The following is a 25,601-nucleotide window of genomic DNA, read 5'->3' as shown; positions in this document are numbered from 1 at the left end:
GGGCGGTGCGCGCGGGCGGCCCCGGGCTCGGGCGGGCCCGGCCTCGTCGGCCGTGGCCGCGCCCGCGTCCGCCTCCGCGGGCGCGAGGAGGCCCGGTTTCACGACTCCCCCTGGACGACATACCGACTGGTCGGTCATCATGAACGCCGACCGCAGCCGATCCGGAGGTACGCATCGATGAGTTCCGCCCCGCCACCAGGCCTCGACCCCGAGCGGCTGCGCCGCCTCCTCGACCGGGAGCTCCCCGGCCTGGTGTCCGGCCCCCTCGAAGGCCGGCTCATCGAGGGCGGCCGGTCGAACCTCACGTACGTCGTGACCGACGGCACCGGCCGCTGGGTGGTCCGCCGGCCGCCCCTCGGCCACGTCCTCGCCACCGCCCACGACATGCGGCGCGAGCACCGCGTCATCAGCGCGCTGCACGCCACGGACGTACCCGTGCCGGAGACGCTGCTGCTCTGCGAGGACGACTCCGTGCTCGGAGCGCCCTTCTACGTCATGGAGTTCGTCGACGGGACGCCGTACCGCTCGGCGGCGGAGCTGGCCCCCCTCGGCCCCGAGCGCACCCGCGCCGCCGTGCTCGGCCTGGCCGACACCCTGGTCGCCCTGCACGCCGTGGACCCGGCGGCCGTCGGGCTCGCCGACTTCGGGCGCCCCGAGGGCTTCCTCGACCGGCAGCTGCGCCGCTGGGGCAAGCAGCTCGACGCCTCGCGCGGGCGGGAGCTCCCCGGGATCGACGAGCTGCACGCCGCCCTCGGCCGCGCGCTCCCCGGCTCGCCCGAGCCGACCGTGATCCACGGCGACTACCGGCTCGACAACGTCCTGATCGGCGGCGACGACCGCATCAGGGCCGTCCTCGACTGGGAGATGTCGACGCTCGGCGACCCGCTGACCGACCTCGGCCTGCTCATCATGTACAGCACGCCGCTCGACCTGCCCGATTCCCCCGTCTCCACCACCGCCACGGCCCCCGGGCACCCGTCCGCCGCCGAGCTGGTCGAGCGCTACGCCGCCCGCTCGGGCCGCGACACCGCCGCGCTCGCCTGGTACACCGCCTTCGCCTGGTTCAAGCTCGCCGTGATCCTGGAGGGCATCCACTACCGCTGGACGCTCGGCCAGACCGTCGGCGCGGGCTTCGACCGCATCGGCGAACTCGTCCCCGTCTTCATCGAGCACGGCCTCACCACCCTTCAGGAAGGCTGATCCGCCATGGACTTCGCGTACGACGCCCGCACCGAGGAACTGCGGGCCCGGCTCCTCGCCTTCATGGACGAGCACGTCTACCCGGCCGAAGCCGTCGCCGAGGAGCAGCGCGCCCGGCTCGCCTCACCGTGGGACACCCCGGCGATCGTCGAGGAGCTGAAGGCGGAGGCCAGGCGGCAGGGCCTCTGGAACCTCTTCCTGCCGGACGCGGAGTACGGCGCGGGGCTGACCAACCTCCAGTACGCGCCGCTCGCGGAGATCACCGGCCGCAGCCCGCACCTCGCGCCGACCGCCCTCAACTGTGCCGCCCCGGACACCGGGAACATGGAGCTGCTGGCCCAGTTCGGCGACGAGGCGCAGAAGAAGCAGTGGCTGGAGCCCCTGCTCGCCGGCGAGATCCGCTCGGCGTTCGCGATGACCGAGCCCGAGGTCGCCTCCTCCGACGCGACGAACATCGAGACCCGGATCCGCCGGGACGGTGACGCGTACGTCGTCACCGGACGCAAGTGGTACATCTCCGGGGCCATGAACCCCGACTGCCGGATCTTCATCGTGATGGGCAAGACCGACCCCGACGGGGCCGACCCCCGCCGCCAGCAGTCGATGATCCTCGTACCCCGAGACACCCCCGGTGTCGAGGTACGGCGGGCGATGCAGGTCTACGGCTACGAGGACCACTCCCACGGCGGCCACGCCGAGGTGCTCTTCGACGACGTCCGCGTCCCCGCCTCACACCTCATCGGCGAGGAGGGCGGCGGCTTCGCCATCGCCCAGGCCCGGCTCGGTCCCGGCCGCATCCACCACTGCATGCGGCTCATCGGCATGGCCGAGCGGGCGGTCGAGCTGATGTGCCGCCGGACGGTGTCCCGAACGGCCTTCGGCAAGGCGATCGCCCAGCAGGGCGTCGTCCAGAACTGGATCGCGGACGCCCGGGTGCAGATCGAGCAGCTGCGGCTCCTCGTCCTCAAGACGGCCTGGCTCATGGACACCGTCGGCAACCGGGGCGCGCACACCGAGATCCAGGCCATCAAGATCGCGACCCCGCGCGCGGTGGTCGACATCATCGACAAGGCCGTGCAGGCGCACGGGGCGGGCGGGGTCTCCCAGGACTTCCCGCTGGCCGAACTCTGGGCCGCGGCGCGGACGCTGAAGCTCGCGGACGGGCCGGACGAGGTGCACCAGCGGTCGCTGGCGCGCCGGGAGCTGAAGAAGTACCTGTAGGACCGCCCCGGCCGACCGCACCCCGGGACGGGGTGCGGTCAGGGACGCAGTGCCCGCAGCAGGAGGTCGGCGAGGTGGCCGGCGACCTGCTCGGGGGTGAGCGGGCCGTCCGGGCGGTACCAGGTGGACAGGTGGTGCACCGAGCCGAAGTGGTAGTCGACGACCAGGTCGGCGGGGGTCCCGGCGGAGAACACCCCGGCCTGCTGCCCCTCCTCGATCAGGGCGCGGAACCGCTCGTGGTACCGGCGCCGCTCGGACCTGACCTGCTTGTTCTTCTCCGGGCTGAGGTGGTGCATGGAGCGGAAGAAGATGGCGGCGTCGTCGAGGTTCTCGATGGTGGTGACGACCACGTCGGCGGCGGCACCGCGCAGCCGGTCCTCGACGGGCGCGTCGGCGTCCGCGAAGGCGTCGAGGCGCTCCTGCTGGAGGCGCAGGACCCGGGAGTAGACCTCCTGGAGGAGGTCCTCCTTGGAGCCGAAGTAGTGGTAGAGCGCACCCTTGGTGACCCCGGCGGCCTCGACGATCTCCTGGACGGAGGTGCGGTCGTACCCCCGCTCGGCGAAGAGCCGGGTGGCGGCGGCGAGGAGCCTCTGGGGGACGGGGGTGCCGCTCCCGTCCGTCGTCCTGGCCATGCTCCGCCGCCTTCCCTGGTGGTCGTTCTCGGGTGGTTCTCGATGATGGTTTCCGGTCAGGGGAACGAGTTCCCGCCGGTAGATCTTCGCATCCGGCGGGGCCCGGTCAGCGCGTACCCGTCTCCCAGGTCTGCTGGACGTGGTTCATCGTGCCGAGCCAGCGTTCCGGATCGGTGGCCCGGTTGCGGTAGTAGCCGGCCACCTCGGGGTGCGGCAGCACCAGGAAGCGGTCGGCGGAGATCGCGTCGAGGAGGGCGTCGGCGACGTCCTCGGGCTCGATGGCGGTGGGGGCGAGGACGAGTTCGCCGGCCGTCCCGGCGGCCGTGAGCATGTCCGTACGGACGCCCTGCGGGCAGATGGCGTGGACGGCCAGGCCGCGGTGCCGGTAGGTGAGGGAGAGCCATTCGGCGAAGGCGTACGCGCCGTGCTTGGAGACGCTGTAGGGCGCGGCTCCGATCATGGTGAGCAGTCCGGCGGCGGAGACCGTGGAGACGAAGCGGCCGCTGCCGCGCTCCAGCCAGTCCGGGAGGAGGGCGCGGGCCGCGCGGACATGGGCCATGACGTTGACGTCCCAGGCGGCGGCCCAGACGTCCTCCTCGGCGAAGGCGTCGCCGGGCGAGGAGAGGCCGGCGTTGGCGCACCAGACGTCGACGGTGCCGCCGAGGGCCTCGCGGGCCTCCTCGACGACGGCGGACGCGTCGCCGGGCACGGCGAGGGCGCCGATCTCCTCGGCGACGGCCTTGGTGCGCGCGGGGTCGAGGTCGTTGACGACGACGCGGGCCCCTTCGGCGGCGAACCGGCGCGCGAGGGCGGCGCCGATGCCGCCGCCCGCTCCCGTGACGACGACTCCGGCGCCCTGGACCTGGTTCGTGCCCTCGCTCATGGACCCACCTCTCCGCTCGACGACCTGTGACGACCTGCGAACACCTGCGAACACCTGTGGAGACGTCGACAGACTAACCAGTCGGTATGGAAAGACGGAAGAGTGTCGGACGCCCGCCTCGTTCCCGTGGGCGGTCGGGACCGCTAGCGTGCGGGCCCATGTCACGCGCCCCGGCCGGGGACGGCGATCGAGGAGGTTTCGCATGGGCCTGTCGCGACGGAGTCTGCTGGCCGCCGGTGGTGCCCTCGGGGCGGTGGCGGCCGGCGCGCCCGGCGCCGCGGCGGCGGAGCGGGGGCACGGGCACGGGCGGGTGCGGACCGGCTTCGACCGGCTCGCCGACGGCGGGTACGCGCTCCTCGCCGGCGAACGCGTCGGCGTCGTCACCAACCCGACCGGCGTCACCCGCGACGCCCGGCACGTCGTCGACGTGATGCACGCCGACGAGCGGGTGGACCTGGTGGCGGTCTTCGGTCCGGAGCACGGCTTCCGGGGCACCGCGCAGGCGGGCGGCTCCGAGGGGCGGTACGACGACCCGGCGACCGGGCTGCCCGTCTACGACACGTATCTGAAGAGCGGCCGGCCGCTGGCGGACGTGTTCACCGCCTCCGGGGTGGACACGGTGGTCTTCGACATCCAGGACGCCGGCGCCCGCTTCTACACGTACATCTGGACGCTGTACGACTGCATGGCGGCCGCCGCGCTCGCCGGAAAGCGGTTCGTGGTCCTGGACCGGCCGAACCCGGTCACCGGGCGGGCGGCGCTCGGTCCGGTCCTGGACCGGGCGTTCGCGACCTTCGTCGGGCGCGAGCCGATCGCGCAGGCCCACGGCATGACGGTGGCCGAGCTGGCCCGCCTGTTCAACGGCGAGTTCCTCACCGCGCCGGTCGCCCTGGAGACCGTACGGATGACGGGGTGGCGCCGCGGCGACTTCTTCGACGCGACGGGGCTGCCCTGGGTGCCGCCCAGCCCCAACATGCCGACCCCGGAGACCGCCCTCGTCTACTCCGGCACCTGCCTCTTCGAGGGGACGAACCTCTCCGAGGGGCGGGGCACCACCCGCCCCTTCGAGCTCCTCGGCGCGGAGGGAGTCGACCGCCGGTGGGCGGAGGCCGCGAACGCGCTCGGCCTGCCCGGAGTCCGCCTCCGGGAGGCCTACTTCGCGCCGACCTTCTCCAAGTTCCAGGGGAGGACGGTGGGCGGGGTGCAGCTGCACGTCGACGACCGGGAGTCCTTCGATCCGGTGCGGACCGGCATCGGGCTCCTGGTCACCGCCCGCGGCTCGTGGCCCGGCTTCGCCTGGCGGGCGGACCAGTGGATCGACAAGCTGACCGGCTCGGCCCGGGTGCGGACGATGATCGACGCGGGCGCGGACACCGACGAGGTCGTCGGAGCGTGGCAGGCGGACCTGGCGGCCTTCCGCACGGTGCGGAGGGAGTACCTGCTGTACCGCTGAGGCGTATCGCCGGCTGAACCGCTGAGGCGCGGTCGCGCCGGCCCCCCGTGGGACCGGCGGGGTGGGGCTGCCCCCCTGATCGACCGGGGTGCGGACGGGATGTCCCCCGCCCGCACCCCGGTCGATCAGGGGGGGAGGGGCTCGCGCGGTACTGGAAGGGGGCCCGGGAGGTCCTGCGTCAGGCCACGTACCACCTGATGAAGCAGCGGGCCGGGCACGTCGGCGAGTTCGGCCTCGGGCCGCTGCTCGGCCAGGTCGCCCGCGTCGCCCCGCGCCTCCGGATCCACCTGGTCGGCCACAGCATGGGCGCGCGGCTCGTCGCGTACGCGCTGCGGGGGCTGCCGCCGGGGGCCCGCCCGGTCGCCTCCGTGACCCTCCTCCAAGGCGCCTTCTCGCACTACGCGTTCGCGGCGCGGCTGCCGCACGACCCCGGGCGCGGGGGCGCGCTGCGGGATCTCCAGGAGCGGGTCCGGGGGCCGGTGGTCGCCTGCTTCTCGCGGCACGACACGGCGCTCGGGGTGTTCTACCCGCTGGCGTCCAGGCTCGCCGGGGACTCCGCCTCGCTGGCCCCGGCGGGGCTGCTCGGGTCGGGCGACCCGCGCTGGGCGGCGATCGGGCACGACGGCGTCCAGGCGGTGCCGGGGACGGTCGTACGGCCGCTGGCCGCGGTGCTGCGCGAGGGAGTGCCGGCCTCGGGATGCGTGAGCGTCGACACGGCGGACGTGGTCCGCTCCCACGGCGACATCTGCCGTGCGGAGCTGGCCCGGGTGGTGGTGTCGGCCGCGCGAACGGGCAGGTAGGAGGGGTGCGGGCGCATCCCGGGCGCCCGCCCGCAGCCGTTGTGGGCATCACCGGACCCCTCCGTTCCGCCCCGACTCCGGCGCCCCGGGACCCCCGCTGATGGCTGCCATCCGATTTTCGATGGAACACCGCGGGGCGCTCGTTCGTCCCTCTGATACCGCGGAACGACCAGCGACGGAGGTGGCGGAGATGGCCGGTTTCCGGAGTCTCGCGAGACAGGTGCGCGATCCGGGGTGCGACACGGCGCTGCGCAGGTACTCGCTGCGCAAGTGCCTGGAGCGGTTCGCGCCGTACGGACACAGGGCGACGTGGGACCACTTGTGCCGCCGGCACAGGTTCGGACCCGAGGACCGGGAGCTCGACCCCGGGCGGCTGATCGCCGCGCTCGACGAGCTGGAGGAGGCGCGGGCCGTGTGGCTCGCGTACGAGGAGGAGTTCGCCGCCCGGCGGCGGCGCGAGAAGCACGAGGGGCTGCGTGGGCTCGGCGCCCTGGACGACTGGCACCGGCGGGTGTGGGGCGGCAACGGCGTGGTGCGGTGCGGCGATCCGGCCGTGCACCCCTCGGACCCGCTGCCCGAGGTGCTGCGGCGGCTGATCACCGCCCTGGAGGGCGACCCGGGCGAGCGGTGCCCGGTGTGCGCGGGGCCGCGTATCGAGTGGACCGGCGGTGATGCGTACGAACCCTGGCTCGGTCCGGTCTGCGGGGACTGCGGGGTGGGCGTGCCGCGTGCGGTGCTCACCTCGGGGGTGCTGGCCCGCGCTCGCGGGGAGCGGAGCCGCTCCCTCGCGTCGGCGGCGTGAGCCGGGGGCGGACCGAGGTACCGCCGGTGCTCCAGGTCTGCCTGAACGGGACGCGGGGGCCGGGGGACCACGCCGGGGTGCCGATGTCGCCCGAGTCGCTCGCGGAGTCGGCCGCGCGGGCGGTGGCGGCGGGCGCGGGTGAGGTGCGGCTGCATCCCCGGACGCCGTGCGGGAGTACGTCGCTCTCGCCCCGGGTGCTCGGGCCGGCCCTGGACGCGGTGCGGGCGGCGGTGGGCGGCGGGGTGCGGATCTCGACCGCGGCGGCGGCCGAGCCCGACGCGGGGCGCCGGGTGGAGCGGATCCGGTCCTGGACGGTGCTGCCCGACCTGGTGTCGGTCGAATGGCACGAGCAGGGGGCCGAGGCGGTGGCGGAGGCGCTCCTGGCGCGCGGGATCGGGGTCGAGGCCGGGCTGTGGGCGGGGACGGACGGGGCGGAGCTCTTCGCCCGCTCGTCGCTCGCGCCCCGGGTGCGGCGGATCCTGGTGAAGGTCCCGTACCCGTCGGCCGGCGGGGAGGCGGAACAGGCCGCCCGCTCCGTGCTGTCCGGGCCGGTACCGCCGACCGGGGCCGCGGTGCTGCTGCACGGCGAGGGGCGCGGTGCCTGGCCGGTGCTGCGGCTCGCCGGGCGGCTCGGCCTGGGCGCCCGGATCGGTCTGGAGGACACCCTGCTGCTGCCGGACGGCACGGTGGCCCGCTCCAACGCGGGCCTCGTCACCGCGGCCCGGATCGAGTTCCACGCGGCCGGGCACGCGGAGGAGGGTTAGCCCTCCTCCCCCTCCGAGGCGGGGCGGCGGACGGGGAGGAGCCGGGAGCCCGCCATCTGCGCGCCGAAGGCGTCGTCGGGGTTGGACAGGACGCAGGTCTCCAGGGAGAGGCAGCCGCAGCCGATGCAGTCCGTCAGGTGGTCGCGGAGCCGGCCGAGCTGCTTGATGCGCTCGTCCAGTTCGGTGCGCCAGGCCGCGGACAGCCGGGCCCAGTCCTCGTTGGTCGGTGTGCGCTCCTCCGGGAGCTGGGCGAGGGCGTCGCGGATGGTCGCCAGCGGGATGCCCACGCGCTGCGCGGCGCGGACGAAGGCGACCCGGCGCAGGGCGTCCCTGCCGTAGCGGCGCTGGTTGCCGGTGGTGCGGCGGCTGCTGATGAGCCCCTTCGCCTCGTAGAAGTGGAGGGCGGAGACGGCCGCCCCGCTGCGGGCGGAGAGCTGGCCGACGGTGAGCTCGTGGATCTTCTCTGGAATCTGCGGCACCCCGCGACCCTACTGGTCCGTTGACAGCGGACCGCTCACCCCACATGCTGAGCAAGCGCTTAGATACCGACCGTTGGGTATGCCGCACCGGGTGGGGCATACCGGACCAGAAGGGACCAGGAACATGGCCGAGCCGAGGATCTTCACCTCCGCCGAGGAGCTGCGCGCGGGAGTCGGCGAGCAGCTGGGGCACAGCGACTGGGTGGAGATCGACCAGAAGCGGATCGACCTCTTCGCGGACGCGACCGGGGACCACCAGTGGATCCACGTGGACCCGGAGCGCGCGGCCACCGGCCCGTTCGGCACGACCATCGCGCACGGCTATCTGACGCTCTCGCTGCTCCCGCTGTTCGTCCCGCAGGTGCTGCGGGTCGAGGGCATGAAGATGGGCCTCAACTACGGCACGGAGAAGGTGCGTTTCCCCGCGCCCGTGCCGGTCGGCTCGCGCCTGCGCGCCACGGCCGTCCTGACGAAGGTCGAGGAGGCCGGCGGCGGGGTCCAGGTGACGGCGGCCGTGACGGTGGAGCGGGAGGGCTCCGAGAAGCCGGTCTGCGTCGCCGAGTCCGTCTCCCGCTACTACTTCTGAGCGCCGACCATCCTGAGGACGAGGTCGGCGTAGAGCGCGCCGACCTCGTCGGGCGAGCGGCGGCCGCGGGCGTTGAACCAGCGCGAGACGTCGATGCAGAGCGAGAGCACGGCGACGGTGGTGCCGGCGACGTCCGGCACGTCGAACTCGCCCGCGGCCACGCCCTCGTCGATGATGCCGCGGACCGCCGCGTCGGAGTGGCGGCGCAGCTCCACGATCTCGGCCCGGTGCTCGGGCCCCAGGGCGTCGAGCTCGTACTGGACGACCCGCGCGGTGGTGTGGCGCTCGGCGTGCCAGCGGACGAAGGATCGCACGGCGTCGGCGAGGCGCTCGGCCGCCGTGCCCTCACCGGCGGCGGCGGCCCGGAGGATCGTCAGGGCCCGGTCGTGGCCGATGCGGCTGATCCGGTGGAGCAGCTCTTCCTTGGTCTTGTAGTGGATGTAGAGCGCGGCCGGGCTCATCCCGGCGCGGCCCGCGATGTCCCGGGTGGTGGTGGCGTGGTAGCCGCGCTCGGCGAACGCCTCGACGGCGGCCACCAGCAGTCGCCGGGCCGCCTCGGGCGTGACCTCGCCCCAGGGCGTGTCCTCGCCCCCGGGCGTCTCCTCCGCCGCGCTCATCCCACACTCCCTCTCGGACCCGTCAGGACGCCCACCATACCAACGAGGGTGAGCAAGCGCTTAGAGTCGGAGAACGGCAGCTCAGGGCCCGGAGAGCGGTCAGAGCTTCTGGAAGGGGTCGTGCTCGGCGAGCAGCTTCTCCAGCCGTGCCTGGTCGACCCGGCTGACGATCTGCCCGGCCTCCTGGCGGTCGCGGACGACCTTGGCGAGGGTGAAGGTCGAGGTGGTGAGGTAGAGGACGGCGACGGCGAGGAAGGCGCGGACCCAGGCGCTGGCCTCCAGCTGGTAGACGCCGATGGCCACCGCCGCGAGGGCGAGGGAGAAGGAGGCGACGGCCTGGAAGTAGTAGGCGGCGGTGTTCTGCTGCTTGACCGGTGTGTCACTCATGGGCACAGCATCGGCCGGATGTGGCCGCCGCCACATCCGTCCGCGTACTCATCCGGGTACTCAGAAGGGCCCGCCGGTCAGAAGGCGGAGACCCCCGTCAGCGCCCGCCCGATGATGAGCTTCTGGATCTGACTGGTGCCCTCGTACAGGGTCATCACGCGGGCGTCCCTGAGGAGCTTCCCGACCGGGTACTCGTCGATGTAGCCGTAGCCGCCGAAGACCTGGAGGGCGTTGTTCGCGGCGCGGACGGCGGCCTCGGAGGCGTACAGCTTCGCCTGGGAGGCGGCGGTCGCGAAGTCCCGGCCGCGGTCGATCAGGTCGGCCACCCGCCAGGTGAGCAGCCGGGCGGCGTCCACGTCGACGGCGATGTCGCTGATCAGCTCCTGCACGAGCTGGTAGGAGGCGATGGGTTTGCCGAACTGCTCGCGCTCCCCCGCGTACCGGATCGCCGCGTCGAGGGCGGCCTGGGCGATGCCGACGCAGCCGGCGGCGACGGACATCCGGCCCTTGGCGAGGGCGGACATGGCGACGGCGAAGCCCTTGCCCTCGGGGCCGAGCATCGCCGCGGCCGGGACGCGGACGTCCTCCAGGACGAGTTCGGCGGTGGCCTGGCCACGCAGGCCGAGTTTGCCGTGGATGGCGCGACGGGTGAGGCCCGGGGCGTCGGTGGGGACGAGGAAGGCGGAGACGCCCCTGTGTCCGGGGGTGTCTCCGGTGCGGGCGAAGAGCAGCACGACGTCGGCCCAGGTCCCGTTGGTGATGAACATCTTGGTGCCGCTGACGAGATAGTCGTCGCCGTCGCGGACGGCCCGGGTGGCGAGGTTGCCGGCGTCGGAGCCGGTGCCGGGCTCGGTGAGGCCGAAGCAGCCGAGGGCCTCGCCGGAGGCGAGCCGGGGCAGCCACTGCCGCTTCTGCTCCTCGCTCCCCCAGGCGGCGACGGTCTTGGCGACCAGGCCGAGGGAGACGGAGACGATGCCGCGCACCGAGGAGTCGCCGCGGCCGAGTTCCTCGGTCACGAGGCAGTACGCGAGGTGGTCGCCGCCCGACCCCCCGTACTCCTCCGGGATCGTGAGCCCGAGGAAGCCGAGGGCCCCGAGCTTCCGCACGATCGCCCGGTCGACCTCCTCGGCGCGGTCCCAGGCGGCGGCGTGCGGGGCTACCTCGCGCGCGACGAAGTCCTCGGCGAGCCGCCGTACGGCTTCCTGCTCCTCGCTCAGTTCCAGATTCATGCGGCGCCCACCTCACCCGACCATTTAATTACCACTGCTAGTTTTCATGGTGCAGGCCTACTATGTGCGCCATGGCCCGACCGCGCAAGCCCCTGCTCAGCCGAGACCGCATCGTCGAGACGGCGGGCGCGCTCGTGGACGCGGAGGGCCTCGGCGCGCTCTCGACCCGGCGGCTCGCTGCCGAACTCGGGGTGAGCGGACCCTCGCTCTACAACCACTTCCGGACCAAGGACGAGATCCTGGACGCGGTCGCCGACGCGGTGAGCGCGAAGATCGACCTGTCGATGTTCGGGGAGGACGACGGCCGCGACTGGCAGACGGCGCTGCACGACTGGGCCGTCTCCTACCGCGCCGCCCTCGCCGACCACCCGCACATCGTCCCGGTCCTCGCCCAGGGCCCGGGCCGCCGGCCGGCCGGGCTGCGCGTCGCGGACGCGGTCTTCGGCGCGATGGTCCGGGCGGGCTGGGCACCCGCCCAGGCCACCTCCATCGGCGCGCTGATGCGGTACTTCGTGACCGGTTCCGCCCTCGGCTCCTTCGCACGCGGCTTCGTCGACGACGAGACGGCGTACGACCCGGCCGACTACCCCCACCTCGGCCAGGCGCACCGCCTCGCCGAGCACCGCCAGAAGGTCGACGAGGGCGCGTTCACCACGGGGCTGCGGGCGCTGCTCGACGGGCTGCGGCTGCAGTACGAGGCCCTGGCGCGGGGCTCCGCCGCCGGGGCCGCCGCCCGGACCGCACCCGATTCCTCCGCCCGGACCGCACCCGGTTCCGCCGCCCGGACCGCCACCGAGGCCACCCCCCGGTCCGCCGCCGGTTCCTCCGGGCGTCCGGACGGTTCGGCCGCCGCCGAAGCGTGAGTGCGGGACGCTGGGCGCATGGCAGCCAGTGACCTCGCCGCGCTCGCGGCGCTCTTCGCGGACGAGACCCGCGCCGCGTTCCTGCTCGCCCTGCTGGACGGACGGGCCTGGACCTCGGGCGAACTCGCCCGGCACGCGGGCGTGGCGCCGTCCACCGCCGGCGAGCACCTCGGGAAGCTCGTCGCCGGCGGGGTGCTCACCGAGGAACGGCAGGGCCGCCACCGGTACGTGCGCCTCGCCGACCCCGGCGTCGCCCACCTCGTCGAGGACCTGGCCGTCCGCGCCGAGCCGGCGGTGCCGCCGCCGCCCCGCTCCCTGGGCGCCGCGAGCGCCGGGCGGGCCATGGCCCGCGGCCGGACCTGCTACGACCATCTCGCCGGGCGGCTCGGCATCACGATCACCGAGGCGATGACGGCTCGCGGACTGCTGCGCCAGGACACCGGGTTCGCGCTCACCGACGGAGGCCTGGCCTGGTTCGACGAGCTGGGCGTCCCCCTCGTACCCGGCGGCCGGCGGCCCGTCGCGCGCGGCTGCCTCGACCGGACCGAGCGCAGGCCGCACCTCGCGGGGCTCGCCGGAGCCGCGCTGTGCCGGCACGCGCTGGACGCCGGGTGGTGCGAACGGATCGGCTCGGAGCGGGCCGTGAAGGTGACCGCTCGGGGCGAGCGCGCCCTGCACGCGTGCCTGGGCATCGCGCCGGAGGGGCTGCGGTGAGCCGCGGCCGCCCGGCGATATTGCGGTGAGCGCCGAAGGGTCCGGGCTCTACGGTCGAGCCATGCAGAAGCAATCCTCGCGGCTCGCCCTCGCCGCCGCCGGTGTCACGGTCGTCCTGTGGGCCTCCGCCTTCGTCTCCATCCGCAGCGCGGGAGAGGCCTACTCCCCGGGCGCGCTGGCGCTCGGCCGGCTGCTCGCCGGCGGCCTCGTGCTGGGGGTCGTCCTCCTGGTGCGGGGGGAGGGGCTGCCGCCCCGGGCGGCCTGGCCCGGGATCCTGGTCTCCGGACTGCTCTGGTTCGGGGTGTACATGGTGGTGCTCAACTGGGGCGAGCAGGAGGTCGACGCGGGCACCGCGGCGATGGTGGTGAACATCGGACCGCTCCTGATCGCCCTGCTCGGCGCCCGGTTCCTCCAGGAGTCCCTGCCGCCGCGGCTGCTGGCCGGCATGGCGGTGTCCTTCGCCGGGGCGGTGGTCGTGGGCCTCTCGATGTCCCGCGACTCCTCCGGCGCACACGCCTCGGCGCTCGGGGTGCTCCTCTGCCTCCTCGCGGCGATGGCGTACGCGGGCGGGGTCGTGGCGCAGAAGCCGGCGCTCGCGCACGGCAGCGCGCTCCAGGTGACGACGTTCGGCTGCCTGGTGGGCGCGGCGGCCTGCCTGCCGTTCGCCGGGCAGCTGGTCGACGAGGTGGGCCGGGCGCCGCTGTCGGCCACCCTGAACATGGTCTACCTGGGGGTGTTCCCGACCGCGCTCGCGTTCACGACGTGGGCCTACGCGCTGGCCCGGACGACCGCGGGACGGATGGGCGCGACGACGTACGCCGTACCGGCCCTCGTGGTGCTGATGGCCTGGCTGCTGCTCGGCGAACTGCCGGGGCTCCTCACCCTCGCCGGCGGCGCGCTGTGCCTGGCGGGGGTGGCCGTATCCCGCTCACGGGCGCGTACCTCCGCCGGCGCCGGAACGGCCGAATCCACCTGACAGGGCATGGCTTCGGTTCCGGACACTTCACGCACCCCCGCCGCCGGGTGTGCGCCCGCGACCTGGACGGGAGGAGCGCGTCAAGCCCCAATTCCGGCCCCTGCGGCGAGAGCGTACGTTTCGCGGCCCCACGGCCGGATAGTTTCGAGTCGGTCACAGGCGCGGGCCGGAACACAACGCTCCGGCACCTTCTCGGAAGCCGACGGGGGAGCTCATGGCGATTCAGCAGAGGGCGGAACGTACGAGACAGGAGATCCTGTCCGCGGCCGCGAAGGTGTTCGACGGACAGGGGTACGAGCGGGCGTCGCTCGCCAGGATCGCCGGCGAGGCGCGGGTCACCACCGGCGCGCTCGTCTTCCACTTCGCGACCAAGGCGGAGCTCGCGTCCGCCGTCCACGGGCGGGCCCGGGCGGTCACCGGGATCACGGTGGAGTCGGCCTGTCTGTCCACGGAGGGGGTCGGCGGGACCTCGATCGACAAGCTGGTCATCGCCACGCACGCGCTGATCCGGCTCTTCGAGACCGACCCGACGGCGCGGGCGGGTGAACGGCTCGCGCGGGAACTCCAGTTAGCCGGCCCGGGGTTATCCCGGGACTGCCCCTGGCGGCGCGAGGTGGCGCGCCTGGCACGCTACGCGGAGGCCGAGAAGGCCCTGCGCCCCGGCGTGGACGCGACGGCGGTCGCCGCACTGATCGGCTACGTGATCACCGGCGTCGAGCTGGAGATGCGCTGTCCGAACGGCCCGTCCGACGAGTGTTGGCCCACCGAGGACCCGAGGGGCGCGGACAGCGCCGCGCTGCACGGCCCCGCCGAGCAACGCCTCGACCGCATCTGGAAGTTGATCCTCCCCGGCCTGGTCCATCCGGCCGGCCGACGGCCCGGCGGTTAGCCGTACCGGGAAAGCAGCACCATCCGCCCGCGGCGCCGGGCCCGCGTGGTTCGCGCGCCCGCGGGGCGGAACGTATACGAACCCCCGCCGATATCGAGCCGCCCGGCGCGCCGTCCCGCCTCATTCCCCCGAGCGCAGCAGCTGCCGGGCGAAGTCCGCGAGGGAGCGGCCGACGCGTTCGGCCGACAGGCCGAGTTCGTGCCGCTGGAACTGGAAGAGCTCGGGTGACAGCGGGCTGAGCGCGATGTCGATCAGCGGGTCCGGGTCCTGGATCCCGTGGTCGACGAGCAGCGTGCGGACGTGCACGCGCCAGAAGCCGTAGGCGCCCGTACGGAAGCGCGCGGGCCCGGTCTCCGCGCCGAGGGCCAGCGGCAGGTGCCGCTCCAGGAGGTCGAGCATCGCGAGGTAGAACGCCGCGAGCCGCTCCCCCGCGGGAGCGCCCGGGCCGAGCGGCGGCGGACCGTAGATGAGCTGCCCCTGGAGCCGGCGCTCGTGCTCGTCGAGCAGGGCGACGGCGACCGACGAGGGGTCGGGGAAGCTCCGGTAGAGCGTGGCCCGGCCGACCCCGGCGGCCTTGGCGATCCGGTCCATGGTGACCGTCCGCGGATCCTGCTCGGCGAAGAGCTGCTCGGCCGCGGCCAGGATCTGGGCGCGGTTGCGTTCGGCGTCCGCGCGTCTGCGCGGGGCGACCGGCTGGTCGTCCACGGCCTGGAGATCACCGAGGAGCCCGCCGACCCGGTGCACGGAGGCGGCTCCACGTCCCCGCTGCTCGTCGTCGCTCATGAGTCAGACCTTACTTCCCCCGGAGCTAAGTGGACACCTTGTCCGCTTGGTGTGTCCCGTGGCATGCTAAACGGACTCAGTGTCCACTTACCCGCTCGCCATCCCCGCCCCAGGGAGATCCAGATGCACACCGCGCTCCTCGCCGCGGCCCTGCTGGTCGGCTGCCTCCTGGCCGTCCAGGCCTCGGTGAACCTCCAGCTCAACTCGGCCGTCGGCACCCCGTACGGCGCCTCGACCATCCAGCTCGGCGTCGCGACCGGTCTGCTGACCGTGCTCGCGGTGGCGGCCGGAGCGCTCGGCGCGCTCGGCAAACTGCCCGACGTCGAGCCCTGGCAGCTGCTCGGCGGACTCGCCAGTCCGCTCTACATCACCAGCGGCATCCTGCTCTTCCCACGGCTCGGCGCCCTCGCGGCCGTCGGACTCTTCGTCACCGGCCAGATGTTCGCCTCGCTCGCCCTCGACCTCTTCGGCCTGCTCGGTCTCCAGAAGCAGGACCTGAGCGCCGGGATCGTCATCGGCGCCGTGGCCGTCCTCGCCGGCATCGTCGTGATCATCCGGGGCATGAAGGCCGCGGCCCCGCCCGGCGCCCCCAAGATGTCGAGCGCCGGCCGGGCCGGCTGGCTCGCCCTCGGCATCGTCGCCGGAGCCGTGCTGCCCGTGCAGGGCGCGGTCAACGCCCAGCTGCGCGCCCAGCTCCAGCAGCCCGTCACCGTCGCCGTGATCAGCTTCGCCGTGGCGACCTTCACCATCGCCGTCGTCCTGCTCGTGCTGTACGCGACCCGCAAGACCCCGGCGCCCAAGATCGCCCCGCTGAAGAAGATGCCCTGGTGGGGCTGGCTCGGTGGCGCCTGCGCCGCCGCCTACGTCACCGGCACCTTCCTGCTCATCCCCGAGATCGGCGCGGCCGTGACCATCGCCCTCACCGTCACCGGGCAGCAGCTCACCTCGGCCCTGATCGACCACAAGGGCCTCTTCAAGCTCCCGCAGCGCTCCCTCACCAAGCCGCGCGCCGTCGGCCTCGCCCTGCTGATCGCCGGCTCCCTGACCATCCAGCTCGTCTGACCCGGGTCCGCGCTCCCCCGGGCCCCCTCCCGGAGGAGCGCGGCCCGCCCGGTCGTCATGAAAGGTGTGCCATGAAAGCGTCCTACATCGCCGGGCCGGACCTCCACGTCCTCCCCTCGGCCCTGCCCATACCGGGCCTCGGCGACCAGCCGGTCAACGCCTTCCTCCTCCGCTCCGGCGAGCCGATCCTGGTGGACACCGGCATGCCCGTGGACCGGGAGGGCTTCCTGGACTCCCTCTGGTCGCTGATCGAGCCGGCCGACCTGCGCTGGGTCGTCGTCACCCACGACGACCGCGACCACACCGGCGCCCTCGCCCGGATCCTGGAGGCGGCGCCGAACGCGAAGGTCCTCGCCAACGCGATATCGGTGACGCGAATATCGGAAGAGTTCACCATTCCGCAGGAACGTGTCGTGACCGCGAACCCGGGAAGCCGTGTGAAAGTCGGCGACCGCGAGCTGAGTTTTCACCGGCCGCCCACTTTCGATTCACCCGGGACCCTCGCCGTGTTCGACCATTCCGATGGGACGCTCTACAGCTCCGACAGTTTCGGAACCGTCGTCGAGGAAATAAGCCAGGAGTTCACCGACCTCTCGGAGGCGGAATTCTTCCACGGCTTCGAGGTCCTCAACCGGGCGATAGCCCCGTGGACCGCGCTGGTCGACGAGACGAAGTTCCTCGCCCCGGTGCACGAGCTGGCCGCCCTGCGCCCCGCGAAGCTGCTGAGCGCCCACGGGCCGACCGTCCGCGAGGCCGCCGTACCGCGGCTCTTCGAGGCGATGGCCCGCATCCCCGCCCTGCCGGCCTGGCTGCCCGGCGCCGACCTCGACCTGGAGGCGGCGCTCGACGCCGTCGAACCGCCGCCCGCCGCCTGAGATCCCCGCACGAACCGAGGAGAACCATGTTCGACCCGACCACCGCCGACCTGACGCCGCCGCGCGGAGTCGTCACCGTCTTCTCCGACATCTGGTGTTCCTTCGCGCACATCGCGATCCACCGGCTGCACGCCACCCGGGCCCGCCTCGGCCTCGAGGAGCAGGTCGCCTTCGACCTGCGCGCCTTCCCCCTCGAACTGCTCAACGACGCCCCGAGCCCGCGCCCCGGCACGGACAGCGAGGTCGCCCGAATGGCCAGCCTGGAGCCGGCCGCCGGCTGGCAGCTGTGGCAGGCCAAGGACTGGCTCTACCCGTCGACGACCCTGCCCGCCCTGGAGGCGGTGCAGGCCGCCAAGGAGCAGAACCTGCGCGCCTCCGAGCAGCTGGACCTCGGGCTGCGCCGGGCCTTCTGGGCCGAGTCGCGCTGCATCAGCCACCGCAAGGTGATCCTGGACGTGGCCGCCGAGACCGGCGCCGTCGACGTCGGGGCCCTCGCCGAGGCCCTGGACGACGGCCGGGCGCGCCGGACCCTCGCCGACCAGTCGGCGCTCGCCCAGAGCGACCGGGTGAACTGCAGCCCCCACCTGTTCCTGCCCGACGGCTCCGACCACGCCAACCCCGGCATCGAGGTGGACTGGGAGGGCGCCTACGGCATCGGCTGGCCGGTCATCGGCTCCGACGACCCGAAGGTGTTCGAGGACATCCTCCTGAAGGCCGCCACTGAATAGTTGAAACACCGCCGAAAAGGCGGCGCATCACCGGAACGACGGGCAGGCATTCCTTTTCGAGGAATGCCTGCCCGTCGTTCCTTTTTTCGGCCCGCAGAACATCGCGGTGATTATTAATTGCGTGACCCGGCCGTTATTCGCAAGGCCGCTCGAAGCTCCTACAGTCATTCACGCCGCCGGAATTCCGGACGGAGATTCGTTTCGACAGCGGGAGTTCTTCATGTCGTTGACCGACAAGGCAGACGTCAGCACGTTCGTCGACCTCACCCAGCACGAGATCGAAGCCCTGAAGACCCGGTTCAACCTGGCCGACGCGCACACCCACCAGCGGCAGTCCACCTCCCAGGAGCGGATCGTCTCGCGGCTCCCCGAGCTCTGGCACGAGTCCGAGTCGAAGCAGCAGGCGCACTTCGAGAAGCAGTTCCTGGACGCCTTCTTCCGGCTGCACCAGCAGCCCACCGCCCGGGCGATGGGCCGCACCCTCCTCTCGTACTCCGCGAGCGTGTCGACGATGGTCGCCGGCATGTTCCTCAAGCAGCGCGGCATGTCGGTGCAGCTCGTCGAGCCCTGCTTCGACAACCTGGTCGACCTGCTGCGCAACATGCAGGTGCCGATCGCCCCGTTCGCCGAGTCGGCGCTGCACGACAAGGACTCCATCTACGAGCGGCTCACCGACGAGATCACCGCGGACGCGATCTACCTCGTCGACCCGAACAACCCGACCGGGTTCACCCTGCTCGCCGAGAAGCTGGAGGGCTTCCGCGAGGTCGTGCGCTACTGCGTGGACCACGACAAGGTCCTGGTCATGGACTTCTGCTTCGCCTCCTTCGCACTCTGCGACGAGGGCATCGGCCGGGTGGACATCTACCGGCTCCTGGAGGAGTCCGGCGTGACGTACATGGTCATGGAGGACACCGGCAAGACCTGGCCGATCCAGGACGCCAAGTGCGCCATGATCACGGCCAGCGAGAACATCCAGGAGGAGGTCTACAACCTCCACACCAGCGTCCTGCTGAACGTCTCGCCGTTCGTCCTCAACATGGTCACGCAGTACGTCGAGGACTCCATCACCGACGGCTTCGCCTCCGTCCGCGACATCATCCGCACCAACGGCGAGGCCGCCCGCCAGGCCCTCCACGGCACGATCCTGGAGTTCCAGGAGCCGGTCGTCGGCACCAGCGTCGCCTGGTTCCGCATCAAGCCCGAGCACCTGACCGCCACCCAGCTCCAGGCCGTCCTCTTCGACGAGGAGGTGTACGTCCTGCCGGGCACCTTCTTCTACTGGAACACCAAGGAGAAGGGCGAGCGCTTCGTACGCCTGGCCCTGGCCCGCGAGCCCGAGCTGTTCGCCGGCGCGATGGAGCGGATGCGGAAGGTGCTCGAGCGCTATGCCGGCTGACCTCGGACCGGCCGTGTTCATCGACGCCACGACGTTCATGGGCATGCACAGCAAGGACGACGCGGTCCGCGTGGCCGCCAAGGCCTTCTTCGCCGGCCGGCTGGCCGCCGGGGAGGCGGGCGGGGTCGTCATGAGCTGGGAGCAGGTCGGCCGCTGCGACGACCTCGTGTGGGGCTACGAGCGGGGACTGCAGGACGAGTACTACCCGTTCATGGACGTCCTCCACACGGACCTGGCCATCGACCGGATCCCCTACACCGAGGACGACGTCCGCCGGGCCTTCGACGAGCCCGCCCTCGACGGCCTCCCCGCCCACGAACGCCTCCTGCTCTCCCAGGTCATCGGCCGCGGCGGCGTGCTCCACACGGCGAGCCCCCGGCTCGTCCGCGCGGCGGCCGCACTCCCCGTCGCCCCCCTGGTCCCGCTCGATCCGGCCGACGCTCCCGCCCCCGGCGAGGAGCCCTCGTTCCCGGCGTACCTGGAAGACCTCTACCAGCGGTCGCTGGTCCTGAAGGTCGTCTCCGAAACCCTCTGAAGTCGTTCCGAAGGGCACCCTTCTCATGCCTGGCACCTACTCCGGGACCGTCGTCCCGCTGATCACCCCCCTCGACGAGCACGGCGTCGTCGACGAGGCGAGCGTCGTCCGCCTCCTGGACCACATCCGCACCGAGGTCAGCGGCTTCATGCCGGCCCTGACCTCCGGCGAGGGCTGGAAGCTCGACGCACGGCAGTGGCAGGACATCGTCACGTACACCGTGCGGCACGCGGGCGGTCTGCCCGTCCTGGCCGGCATCCAGCTCCCCGACACCGACGCCGTGATCGAGCGGGCCAAGGCGGCGGCCGCGATCGGCGCCGACGCCGTCGTCGTCACCACGCCGTTCGGCGCCGACGTGACGCAGGACGGGATCGTCGAGCACTACAAGGCGATCCGCGCGGCCCTCGACATCCCGATCTTCCTCTACAACGAGGAGGCGCTCTCGGGCAACCGCATCGAGTTCGACACCCTGATCCGGATCTGCAAGGAGATACCGGGGATCGTCGGCATCAAGGAGTCCAGCGGCGACGCCGCCTTCACCCGGAACATGGCCGAGGCCGGCACCGGCATCCCGGTCTTCGAGGGCTGGGAGAACCTCCTCCTCGACGCCCGCGGCATCGACGGCTTCATCGGCCCGCTGGCCAACCTCGAACCCTCCCTCTGCAACGCGATGCTGGTCGACCCGACCCCCGACCGGCAGGCGGAGATCAACACCGTCTGCGAGCGGTACGGCGTCTTCAAGGACGACTGGTACCGCTGGGTCAAGAAGGAGCTCCACCAGCGTGGCGTGATCGCCTCCCCCACCGTGCACGAGGAGGCGAAGGCGGCATGAGCACCACCCCCGCCGCTCCCTCCCCGGCCGACGTCCCGGTGGCCGCCCACTCGATCACGGCCCCGGCCGCGACCGCCCAGCGCGAGCTGCACGGTCTCTACCGGCGGGTCCCCAACCTCGGCGACTACGGGTCGATGACCGCGATCGAGGAACGCTGGATCCTGCCCAAGGCACGGGCGTACGAGGCCTCCGCGCCCCGCTTCTCCTCGCCCGCCGAACTCCTTCAGGCGCTCAAGGAGTTCCTCGCCGAGGAGGAGGCCGCCCTCCCGGAGAGCGCGACCTTCCTCGCCGAACACGCGACGCTCGACCAGTTCAAGATCGTGGTCCGGCAGTTCGCGCTCGACGGCCTCACCGAATCGGAGTCGCTGCTCCCGGTCGTGCCCCGGCTGCCGTACCGCTCGGCCATGGCGGTCTTCCGCGTCCTCATCGACGAACTCGGCTGCGGCAACGAGGAGAAGGCGCACTCCCAGCTCTACCGCGACCTGCTCACCGAGCTGGGTCTGAGCCTCCGGCTCGACGACTACCTCGACGAGACGGTCCCGGAGTGCTTCGCCTACGTCAACATGTTCCACTGGCTGGCGAGCCGGGCCTCCTCGCCCCAGTACTTCCTGGGCGCGTACGCCTACTTCGAGACCAGCGTGCTGTACGCCTTCCAGAGCTTCGCCCGGGCGGCGCGGCGGCTCGGGATCACCCACGACGCCTACTACACCGAGCACCTGTACATCGACTCGTACCACAGCAACCACATGCGGACGGCGATCCGTTCGCTCGACGAGCCGGACCTGGCGAAGATCTGGGCCGGCGTGCGACTGGCCTCCGACATCGTCGGCACGGCCACGGAGGCGGCGGTGGCGCGAGCCCGGGAGACGGCCGCATGACGGCCGTGCCCGCGGGGCGGCGGCGGGGCGACGACGAGCCCGCCGTCCGCCAGGTGACCGAGGACCTGGTCCTCGTCGAGGTCGGCGGCCGCAAGGTCCTCGCGGCCGCCCTCTGCCCCCACCGCGGGGGCCGGCTCAAGTACGGCAGGGTCGACGGGAACAGGCTGCGCATCACCTGCCCCCTGCACCACACCACCTTCGACCTGAGCAGTGGGGAGCGGCTGTCGGGGGCGGCCTGCGCCGCCCTCCGCGTGGTGGACGTGCTGCCGGGCGACCTGTCGGTCCCCGAGCCGCGCGACCCCGCCCACGACGAGGCCCCGGCGGCCTCCGCTCCCGGCGCGGTCCCCTCCGGGGGCGCCTCGTGACCACCACACCGACCGGGGCGGCGTCCACCGCGACGCCGCCCCGCGCGGCGGTCGACCACGACGGCATCGCGCCGGTGCCCGAGGCCGAACGGACCTCGACACCGCGCGACTTCGGCTGGATCTGGCCCTCCGCGCAGTTCTCCTTCGGCACGGTCGTCCTCGGCGCGCTGCCCGTCGTGTTCGGTCTCGGCTGGTGGGCCTCGGCGAGCGCCATCGCCGTCGGCGCCGCCGTCGGCACGGCACTGCTGGCGCCGCTCGCCCGCTTCGGCGTCCGCACCGGCACCAACGACCCCGTGTCGAGCGGCGCCCACTTCGGGGTGCGGGGCCGGGTCGTCGGCAACGTCCTCACGGTGGTGACGGCGCTCGGCTTCTTCGCCATCGCCGTGTGGACGGGCGGCACCGCCGTCATGGTCGCGGGCCACCGCCTGCTCTCCACCCCCACCGGCCCCGGCGCGCTGACCGTCGCGATGTTCGTGACGGCGGCGGCGGTCGCCCTGGTCGCCGTACGCGGCCACGAGACCCTCGTCCGCACGTACAAGGTCACCGCGATCACCGGCGGCGCGGTCCTCCTCGGCACCGTCCTGGTCCTCGCCCCGGACTTCGACCCGGGCTACGCCGGCGGGACGCTCGCGCTCGACAGCACCCTGCACACCTGGCTGCTCGCGGCGACCGCCTCCGCGACCGTGCCCCTGTCCTACGCCACCTTCCAGGGCGACTACACCCGCTACATGCCCGCCTCCACCCCCGCCGGCCGGGTCGTGCGGGCCAGCGGGACCTCGATGTTCCTCAGCAGTCTGGCCGCGCTGCTCACCGGCGCGTACGTCACGACGCTCTTCCCCGTCCCCGACGAGCCCTGGCTCCAGGGCCTGACGGACGCGGTGCCCGGCTGGTTCGCGGTCGCCGTCGTCGTGTTCGGCTTCGCCGGCACCCTGCCGCAGGCCGGACTCTGCCTGTACGCGGCCGGGCTCTCCGCCAACTCCGTGTTCTGGCGCTCCTCGCGGGCCGCCGTGACCACGGTGGTCGCGGTCCTGGCGGCGGCCGTCCTGTACCTGGGGGCGGTGGTGTACGACGCCATGGACGCGATGTCGGCGTTCGTGACGCTGCTGCTCACCGTCGTCGCCCCCTGGGCGGCGGTGCTCTCCGTCGGCTACGTGGTCCACCGGGGCCGGTACGACGCGGAGGCGCTGCGCACGTTCACCACGGGCGGGGGCGGTCGGTACTGGTACACCGGCGGGATCAACCCGAGGGCCGCCGCGGCCTTCGCGCTGGGTTCGGCCGTCGGCATCCTCTGGGTCAACAACCCCCTGTACATTGGGCCGTTGACCGATCTCACGGGTGGCGTCGACCTGAGCCTGCCGGCCTCCTTCACGGTCGCCGCCGTGGTCTACGGGGCGCTGTGCCGGGTGTGGCCCGAGCCGCTGCTGCCACCGACACGAGTCCCGAGGTGACGATGTCCGCCACTGTCCCGACCACCGCCCGGCTCACGGTCCGGTCGGTCGTCCCCGAGGCCGAGGGCGTCCTGGGCCTGGTCCTCGCCGACCCCTCGGGGGCCGCGCTGGCCCCCTGGGAGCCCGGCGCCCACCTGGAGGTGACGCTGCCGTCCGGGGCCGTCCGGCACTACTCGCTCTGCGGGGACCCGGCGGACCGGAGCACGTACCGGCTCGGGGTGCTGCGGGAGACCGCCGGCCGGGGCGGGTCGGAGGAGCTCCACACGACCGTCGGCGCGGGCACGGTCCTCGGGGTGCGGGGCCCGTTCAACCGCTTCCCGCTGGTGCCCGCCGAGCGGTACCTGTTCGTCGCGGGCGGCATCGGGATCACCCCGCTGCTGCCGATGGTGCGCTCGCTGCCGCCCGGGTCCTGGTCCCTGCTGTACGGCGGACGGAGCCTGGCGTCCATGGCGTACCGCGAGGAGCTGGCCGCGCTTCCCGGGGTCACGCTCGTGCCGCAGGACACGGCGGGACTGCCCGACCTGGACGGCGTCCTCGCGGGGCTGACCGCCGGGACGGCCGTGTACTGCTGCGGGCCGGAGGGGCTGCTGGGGGCCGTGCGGGAGCGCTGGACGGGCGCCCTGCACACCGAGCGGTTCGGGGCGGCGCCGGCCGCCGCCCCCGGGGCGGACCCCGGGACCGGCGACGGCTTCGAGGTGGAGCTGCGGCGCAGCGGCCGGACCGTGCACGTACCGCCCGGCCGCACCCTGCTCGACGCGGTCCGCGCGGTGGTCCCCGGGGTCCCGTACGCCTGCGAGGAGGGGTTCTGCGGGACCTGTGAGACGAAGGTGATCGCCGGGACGCCCGAGCACCACGACTCCGTCCTCGACGAGGACGAGAAGGCCTCGGGCAGCACGATGATGATCTGCGTGGGCCGCTCGCGCGGCGCCCGCCTCGTCCTCGACCTGTGACCCGTCGCGCGCGGACACCCCCCGTACCGCGCCGACGCGCGGAGGCCCGTACCGGCCGTCGAGCCGGTACGGGCCTCCGCGCGTACGGGTCACGTACGGGTCGCGTACGGGTCGCGTCAGGCGAAGACCACCAGGGCCCGGCCGCCCTTGCCCGCGAGCATGTTCTCGAAGGCGCCCGGGATCCCGTCCAGGGTGATCCGCTCGGTGACGAGGGCGCCCAGGTCGAACCGGCCGGCCCGGATGTGGTCGGCGAGGACGGGCAGGTCGACGGCCGGGTTCGAGTTGCCGTAGACACAGCCCGCGAGGGTGCGGCCCCAGTGGAAGATCTCCAGGGCGTTGAAGGCGACCTGCTGGTCCTTGCCGCCGATGCCGACGACCGTGGTGCGACCGCCGCGCCGGGTGGACTCCCAGGCGGTGCGGATGGTGACGGCCCGTCCGACGCACTCGACGGCCACGTCCACGCCGTGGCCCCCCGTCAGCTTCCGGATCTCCTTCGCCGTCGTCTCCGACGCGACGACGTACTCGGTCGCCCCGGCCGCCCGGGCGAGCGCCTCCTTCTCCGGCGAGACGTCCACGGCCACGATCGTCGAGGCGCCCGCGATCCGGGCGGCCTGGAGGGTGGCGAGGCCGACCCCGCCGACGCCGAACACCGCGACGGTCTCCCCCGCGCGGACCCGGGCGGAGTGGTGGACCGCGCCCCAGCCGGTGAGGACGGCGCAGCCCAGGAGGGCGGCGTCGGTCAGCGGCACGCCCTCGGGCGCGGGGAGCACGCAGTTCCCGGCGACGACGGTCTCCTCGGCGAACGCGGCGACGTTGAGGCCGGGGTGGAGGTCCCGCCCGTCCCGCGTACGGGCGTGGAGGTTCGCGGTGCCGGTGAGCGCGTCGGCGCAGAGCCAGACCTCGCCGAGCGAGCAGGGGTGGCAGCTGCCGCAGGAGGGCGCCCAGTTGAGGACGACGTGGTCGCCGGGGGCGACATGGGTGACGTCCTCTCCGACGGAGACGACGGTGCCCGCGCCCTCGTGGCCGAGGACGGCGGGCACCGGCACCCGCATGGTGCCGTTGGAGAGCGACAGGTCGGAGTGGCAGACACCGGCGGCCGCGAGCCGGACCCGGACCTGTCCGGGACCCGGCTCGGGGAGCTCGATGCCGGTGATCTCCAGCGGGGCGCCCACGGCGGGCAGGACGGCGGCGCGGATCAGGCTCACGTGCGGTGCTCCTCGGGAGTCGCGTGGACGGGGCGGGGCGTCGGGG

General features: G+C 73.2%; 27 protein-coding genes and 2 pseudogenes. 21 read left to right on the top strand and 8 right to left on the bottom strand.

Annotation, left to right across the window (positions count from 1 at the left end; all coding sequences use genetic code 11):
* Positions 1-177: 177 nt before the first annotated feature.
* Positions 178-1,200 (top strand): phosphotransferase family protein, encoded by a 1,023-nt coding sequence (locus EAO70_RS23660; RefSeq protein ID WP_148004803.1) that lies wholly within the window; start codon positions 178-180, stop codon positions 1,198-1,200.
* Positions 1,201-1,206: 6 nt separating this feature from the next.
* Positions 1,207-2,421, top strand: a complete 1,215-nt coding sequence (locus EAO70_RS23655; RefSeq protein WP_148004802.1) for an acyl-CoA dehydrogenase family protein — start codon at positions 1,207-1,209, stop codon at positions 2,419-2,421.
* A gap of 38 nt (positions 2,422-2,459) precedes the next feature.
* Here the strand turns inward: EAO70_RS23655 and EAO70_RS23650 are convergent, their stop codons facing one another.
* A complete protein-coding gene (locus tag EAO70_RS23650; RefSeq protein WP_148004801.1) occupies positions 2,460-3,053 on the bottom strand; it encodes a TetR/AcrR family transcriptional regulator in 594 nt (197 codons plus the stop codon).
* Between the two features lie 106 nt (positions 3,054-3,159).
* Entirely contained in the window at positions 3,160-3,936 is a 777-nt protein-coding gene (locus EAO70_RS23645; RefSeq protein ID WP_148004800.1) for an SDR family oxidoreductase, read from the bottom strand.
* 202 nt (positions 3,937-4,138) lie between these two features.
* Between EAO70_RS23645 and EAO70_RS23640 the strand changes: the two genes are divergently transcribed.
* From EAO70_RS23640 to EAO70_RS23625, 4 genes and pseudogenes are all read left to right on the top strand, one after another.
* Entirely contained in the window at positions 4,139-5,389 is a 1,251-nt protein-coding gene (locus EAO70_RS23640; protein ID WP_148004799.1) for an exo-beta-N-acetylmuramidase NamZ domain-containing protein, read from the top strand.
* 131 nt (positions 5,390-5,520) lie between these two features.
* A pseudogene (locus tag EAO70_RS23635) lies at positions 5,521-6,189 on the top strand (serine-threonine protein kinase); the annotation flags it as partial.
* A gap of 190 nt (positions 6,190-6,379) precedes the next feature.
* Positions 6,380-6,991 (top strand): hypothetical protein, encoded by a 612-nt coding sequence (locus EAO70_RS23630; protein WP_148004798.1) that lies wholly within the window; start codon positions 6,380-6,382, stop codon positions 6,989-6,991.
* Between the two features lie 26 nt (positions 6,992-7,017).
* The gene (locus EAO70_RS23625) at positions 7,018-7,755 is read left to right on the top strand and encodes a 3-keto-5-aminohexanoate cleavage protein (RefSeq protein WP_148005317.1); all 738 of its coding nucleotides are present in this window, start codon (positions 7,018-7,020) and stop codon (positions 7,753-7,755) included.
* On the opposite strand, the gene soxR is transcribed toward EAO70_RS23625, so the two are convergent.
* On the bottom strand, positions 7,752-8,234 hold the full coding sequence (gene soxR / locus EAO70_RS23620; RefSeq protein WP_148004797.1) for a redox-sensitive transcriptional activator SoxR: 483 nt from the start codon (positions 8,232-8,234) through the stop codon (positions 7,752-7,754). The two genes, EAO70_RS23625 and soxR, sit on opposite strands and share 4 nt — an antisense overlap.
* Before the next feature lie 124 nt (positions 8,235-8,358).
* On the opposite strand from soxR, the gene EAO70_RS23615 reads away from it, so the two are divergent.
* Positions 8,359-8,820: a MaoC family dehydratase gene (locus EAO70_RS23615; protein ID WP_148004796.1), complete on the top strand. Its 462-nt coding sequence runs from the start codon at positions 8,359-8,361 to the stop codon at positions 8,818-8,820.
* On the opposite strand, the gene EAO70_RS23610 is transcribed toward EAO70_RS23615, so the two are convergent.
* The 3 genes from EAO70_RS23610 to EAO70_RS23600 form a co-directional block, all read right to left on the bottom strand.
* Positions 8,811-9,437, bottom strand: a complete 627-nt coding sequence (locus EAO70_RS23610; RefSeq protein ID WP_148004795.1) for a TetR/AcrR family transcriptional regulator — start codon at positions 9,435-9,437, stop codon at positions 8,811-8,813. The two genes, EAO70_RS23615 and EAO70_RS23610, sit on opposite strands and share 10 nt — an antisense overlap.
* Before the next feature lie 99 nt (positions 9,438-9,536).
* Complete coding sequence (locus EAO70_RS23605) at positions 9,537-9,824, bottom strand: YiaA/YiaB family inner membrane protein (RefSeq protein ID WP_148004794.1); 288 nt, start codon at positions 9,822-9,824, stop codon at positions 9,537-9,539.
* A 77-nt stretch (positions 9,825-9,901) separates the two neighbouring features.
* Positions 9,902-11,053, bottom strand: a complete 1,152-nt coding sequence (locus EAO70_RS23600; RefSeq protein ID WP_148004793.1) for an acyl-CoA dehydrogenase family protein — start codon at positions 11,051-11,053, stop codon at positions 9,902-9,904.
* A gap of 71 nt (positions 11,054-11,124) precedes the next feature.
* Here EAO70_RS23600 and EAO70_RS23595 point away from each other — a divergent pair.
* The 4 genes and pseudogenes from EAO70_RS23595 to EAO70_RS23580 all read left to right on the top strand — a co-directional run.
* Positions 11,125-11,787 (top strand): annotated as a pseudogene (locus EAO70_RS23595) (TetR/AcrR family transcriptional regulator); the annotation flags it as partial.
* Positions 11,788-11,934: 147 nt separating this feature from the next.
* Positions 11,935-12,630 carry an ArsR/SmtB family transcription factor gene (locus tag EAO70_RS23590; RefSeq protein ID WP_148004792.1) on the top strand — a complete coding sequence of 232 codons (696 nt, stop codon included), beginning with the start codon at positions 11,935-11,937 and terminating at the stop codon, positions 12,628-12,630.
* A gap of 61 nt (positions 12,631-12,691) precedes the next feature.
* Complete coding sequence (locus tag EAO70_RS23585) at positions 12,692-13,606, top strand: DMT family transporter (RefSeq protein WP_148004791.1); 915 nt, start codon at positions 12,692-12,694, stop codon at positions 13,604-13,606.
* A 214-nt stretch (positions 13,607-13,820) separates the two neighbouring features.
* Positions 13,821-14,495 (top strand): TetR family transcriptional regulator, encoded by a 675-nt coding sequence (locus tag EAO70_RS23580; RefSeq protein WP_148004790.1) that lies wholly within the window; start codon positions 13,821-13,823, stop codon positions 14,493-14,495.
* 120 nt (positions 14,496-14,615) lie between these two features.
* Here the strand turns inward: EAO70_RS23580 and EAO70_RS23575 are convergent, their stop codons facing one another.
* Positions 14,616-15,278: a TetR/AcrR family transcriptional regulator gene (locus tag EAO70_RS23575; protein WP_148004789.1), complete on the bottom strand. Its 663-nt coding sequence runs from the start codon at positions 15,276-15,278 to the stop codon at positions 14,616-14,618.
* 123 nt (positions 15,279-15,401) lie between these two features.
* On the opposite strand from EAO70_RS23575, the gene EAO70_RS23570 reads away from it, so the two are divergent.
* The 10 genes from EAO70_RS23570 to EAO70_RS23525 all read left to right on the top strand — a co-directional run bounded on the left by EAO70_RS23570 (position 15,402) and on the right by EAO70_RS23525 (position 24,350).
* Positions 15,402-16,340: a DMT family transporter gene (locus EAO70_RS23570; protein ID WP_148004788.1), complete on the top strand. Its 939-nt coding sequence runs from the start codon at positions 15,402-15,404 to the stop codon at positions 16,338-16,340.
* Positions 16,341-16,411: 71 nt separating this feature from the next.
* Positions 16,412-17,215, top strand: a complete 804-nt coding sequence (locus EAO70_RS23565) for an MBL fold metallo-hydrolase (RefSeq protein ID WP_148004787.1) — start codon at positions 16,412-16,414, stop codon at positions 17,213-17,215.
* Between the two features lie 26 nt (positions 17,216-17,241).
* On the top strand, positions 17,242-17,943 hold the full coding sequence (locus EAO70_RS23560) for a DsbA family protein (protein WP_148004786.1): 702 nt from the start codon (positions 17,242-17,244) through the stop codon (positions 17,941-17,943).
* A gap of 220 nt (positions 17,944-18,163) precedes the next feature.
* Positions 18,164-19,342, top strand: coding sequence for an aminotransferase class I/II-fold pyridoxal phosphate-dependent enzyme (locus tag EAO70_RS23555; RefSeq protein WP_148004785.1), 1,179 nt, complete (start codon positions 18,164-18,166; stop codon positions 19,340-19,342).
* Positions 19,332-19,877: a DUF6190 family protein gene (locus tag EAO70_RS23550; protein ID WP_148004784.1), complete on the top strand. Its 546-nt coding sequence runs from the start codon at positions 19,332-19,334 to the stop codon at positions 19,875-19,877. The genes EAO70_RS23555 and EAO70_RS23550 overlap by 11 nt, the downstream gene beginning before the upstream one ends.
* A gap of 25 nt (positions 19,878-19,902) precedes the next feature.
* On the top strand, positions 19,903-20,709 hold the full coding sequence (locus EAO70_RS23545) for a dihydrodipicolinate synthase family protein (RefSeq protein ID WP_148004783.1): 807 nt from the start codon (positions 19,903-19,905) through the stop codon (positions 20,707-20,709).
* Positions 20,706-21,587 (top strand): iron-containing redox enzyme family protein, encoded by an 882-nt coding sequence (locus EAO70_RS23540; RefSeq protein ID WP_148004782.1) that lies wholly within the window; start codon positions 20,706-20,708, stop codon positions 21,585-21,587. Before EAO70_RS23545 ends, EAO70_RS23540 begins: the two co-directional genes overlap by 4 nt.
* The gene (locus tag EAO70_RS23535; RefSeq protein ID WP_148004781.1) at positions 21,584-21,952 is read left to right on the top strand and encodes a Rieske (2Fe-2S) protein; all 369 of its coding nucleotides are present in this window, start codon (positions 21,584-21,586) and stop codon (positions 21,950-21,952) included. The genes EAO70_RS23540 and EAO70_RS23535 overlap by 4 nt, the downstream gene beginning before the upstream one ends.
* Positions 21,949-23,400 carry a purine-cytosine permease family protein gene (locus EAO70_RS23530; RefSeq protein WP_148004780.1) on the top strand — a complete coding sequence of 484 codons (1,452 nt, stop codon included), beginning with the start codon at positions 21,949-21,951 and terminating at the stop codon, positions 23,398-23,400. The genes EAO70_RS23535 and EAO70_RS23530 overlap by 4 nt, the downstream gene beginning before the upstream one ends.
* Positions 23,401-23,402: 2 nt before the next feature.
* Positions 23,403-24,350 (top strand): PDR/VanB family oxidoreductase, encoded by a 948-nt coding sequence (locus EAO70_RS23525; RefSeq protein WP_148004779.1) that lies wholly within the window; start codon positions 23,403-23,405, stop codon positions 24,348-24,350.
* Positions 24,351-24,466: 116 nt separating this feature from the next.
* Here the strand turns inward: EAO70_RS23525 and EAO70_RS23520 are convergent, their stop codons facing one another.
* On the bottom strand, positions 24,467-25,549 hold the full coding sequence (locus tag EAO70_RS23520) for a Zn-dependent alcohol dehydrogenase (protein ID WP_148005316.1): 1,083 nt from the start codon (positions 25,547-25,549) through the stop codon (positions 24,467-24,469).
* Positions 25,550-25,601: the final 52 nt, after the last annotated feature.

The organism is Streptomyces sp. adm13(2018) (genome assembly GCF_008042145.1).
Classification (GTDB): Bacteria; Actinomycetota; Actinomycetes; order Streptomycetales; family Streptomycetaceae; genus Streptomyces.
This window is presented reverse-complemented; position numbering and strand designations above follow the sequence as displayed.

Excerpts from the sequence above, each read along its gene's own strand:
- EAO70_RS23600 (WP_148004793.1), bottom strand. The coding sequence starts at position 11,053 with ATGAATCTGGAACTGAGCGAGGAGCAGGAAGCCGTACGGCGGCTCGCC.
- EAO70_RS23615 (WP_148004796.1), top strand. The coding sequence starts at position 8,359 with ATGGCCGAGCCGAGGATCTTCACCTCCGCCGAGGAGCTGCGCGCGGGA.
- EAO70_RS23660 (WP_148004803.1), top strand. The coding sequence starts at position 178 with ATGAGTTCCGCCCCGCCACCAGGCCTCGACCCCGAGCGGCTGCGCCGC.
- EAO70_RS23540 (WP_148004782.1), top strand. The coding sequence starts at position 20,706 with ATGAGCACCACCCCCGCCGCTCCCTCCCCGGCCGACGTCCCGGTGGCC.
- EAO70_RS23525 (WP_148004779.1), top strand. The coding sequence starts at position 23,403 with ATGTCCGCCACTGTCCCGACCACCGCCCGGCTCACGGTCCGGTCGGTC.
- EAO70_RS23655 (WP_148004802.1), top strand. The coding sequence starts at position 1,207 with ATGGACTTCGCGTACGACGCCCGCACCGAGGAACTGCGGGCCCGGCTC.
- EAO70_RS23565 (WP_148004787.1), top strand. The coding sequence starts at position 16,412 with ATGAAAGCGTCCTACATCGCCGGGCCGGACCTCCACGTCCTCCCCTCG.
- EAO70_RS23570 (WP_148004788.1), top strand. The coding sequence starts at position 15,402 with ATGCACACCGCGCTCCTCGCCGCGGCCCTGCTGGTCGGCTGCCTCCTG.
- EAO70_RS23590 (WP_148004792.1), top strand. The coding sequence starts at position 11,935 with ATGGCAGCCAGTGACCTCGCCGCGCTCGCGGCGCTCTTCGCGGACGAG.
- EAO70_RS23575 (WP_148004789.1), bottom strand. The coding sequence starts at position 15,278 with ATGAGCGACGACGAGCAGCGGGGACGTGGAGCCGCCTCCGTGCACCGG.
- EAO70_RS23650 (WP_148004801.1), bottom strand. The coding sequence starts at position 3,053 with ATGGCCAGGACGACGGACGGGAGCGGCACCCCCGTCCCCCAGAGGCTC.
- EAO70_RS23610 (WP_148004795.1), bottom strand. The coding sequence starts at position 9,437 with ATGAGCGCGGCGGAGGAGACGCCCGGGGGCGAGGACACGCCCTGGGGC.
- EAO70_RS23580 (WP_148004790.1), top strand. The coding sequence starts at position 13,821 with ATGGCGATTCAGCAGAGGGCGGAACGTACGAGACAGGAGATCCTGTCC.
- EAO70_RS23560 (WP_148004786.1), top strand. The coding sequence starts at position 17,242 with ATGTTCGACCCGACCACCGCCGACCTGACGCCGCCGCGCGGAGTCGTC.
- EAO70_RS23605 (WP_148004794.1), bottom strand. The coding sequence starts at position 9,824 with ATGAGTGACACACCGGTCAAGCAGCAGAACACCGCCGCCTACTACTTC.
- EAO70_RS23555 (WP_148004785.1), top strand. The coding sequence starts at position 18,164 with ATGTCGTTGACCGACAAGGCAGACGTCAGCACGTTCGTCGACCTCACC.
- EAO70_RS23550 (WP_148004784.1), top strand. The coding sequence starts at position 19,332 with ATGCCGGCTGACCTCGGACCGGCCGTGTTCATCGACGCCACGACGTTC.
- EAO70_RS23645 (WP_148004800.1), bottom strand. The coding sequence starts at position 3,936 with ATGAGCGAGGGCACGAACCAGGTCCAGGGCGCCGGAGTCGTCGTCACG.
- EAO70_RS23535 (WP_148004781.1), top strand. The coding sequence starts at position 21,584 with ATGACGGCCGTGCCCGCGGGGCGGCGGCGGGGCGACGACGAGCCCGCC.
- EAO70_RS23585 (WP_148004791.1), top strand. The coding sequence starts at position 12,692 with ATGCAGAAGCAATCCTCGCGGCTCGCCCTCGCCGCCGCCGGTGTCACG.
- EAO70_RS23640 (WP_148004799.1), top strand. The coding sequence starts at position 4,139 with ATGGGCCTGTCGCGACGGAGTCTGCTGGCCGCCGGTGGTGCCCTCGGG.
- EAO70_RS23545 (WP_148004783.1), top strand. The coding sequence starts at position 19,903 with ATGCCTGGCACCTACTCCGGGACCGTCGTCCCGCTGATCACCCCCCTC.
- EAO70_RS23630 (WP_148004798.1), top strand. The coding sequence starts at position 6,380 with ATGGCCGGTTTCCGGAGTCTCGCGAGACAGGTGCGCGATCCGGGGTGC.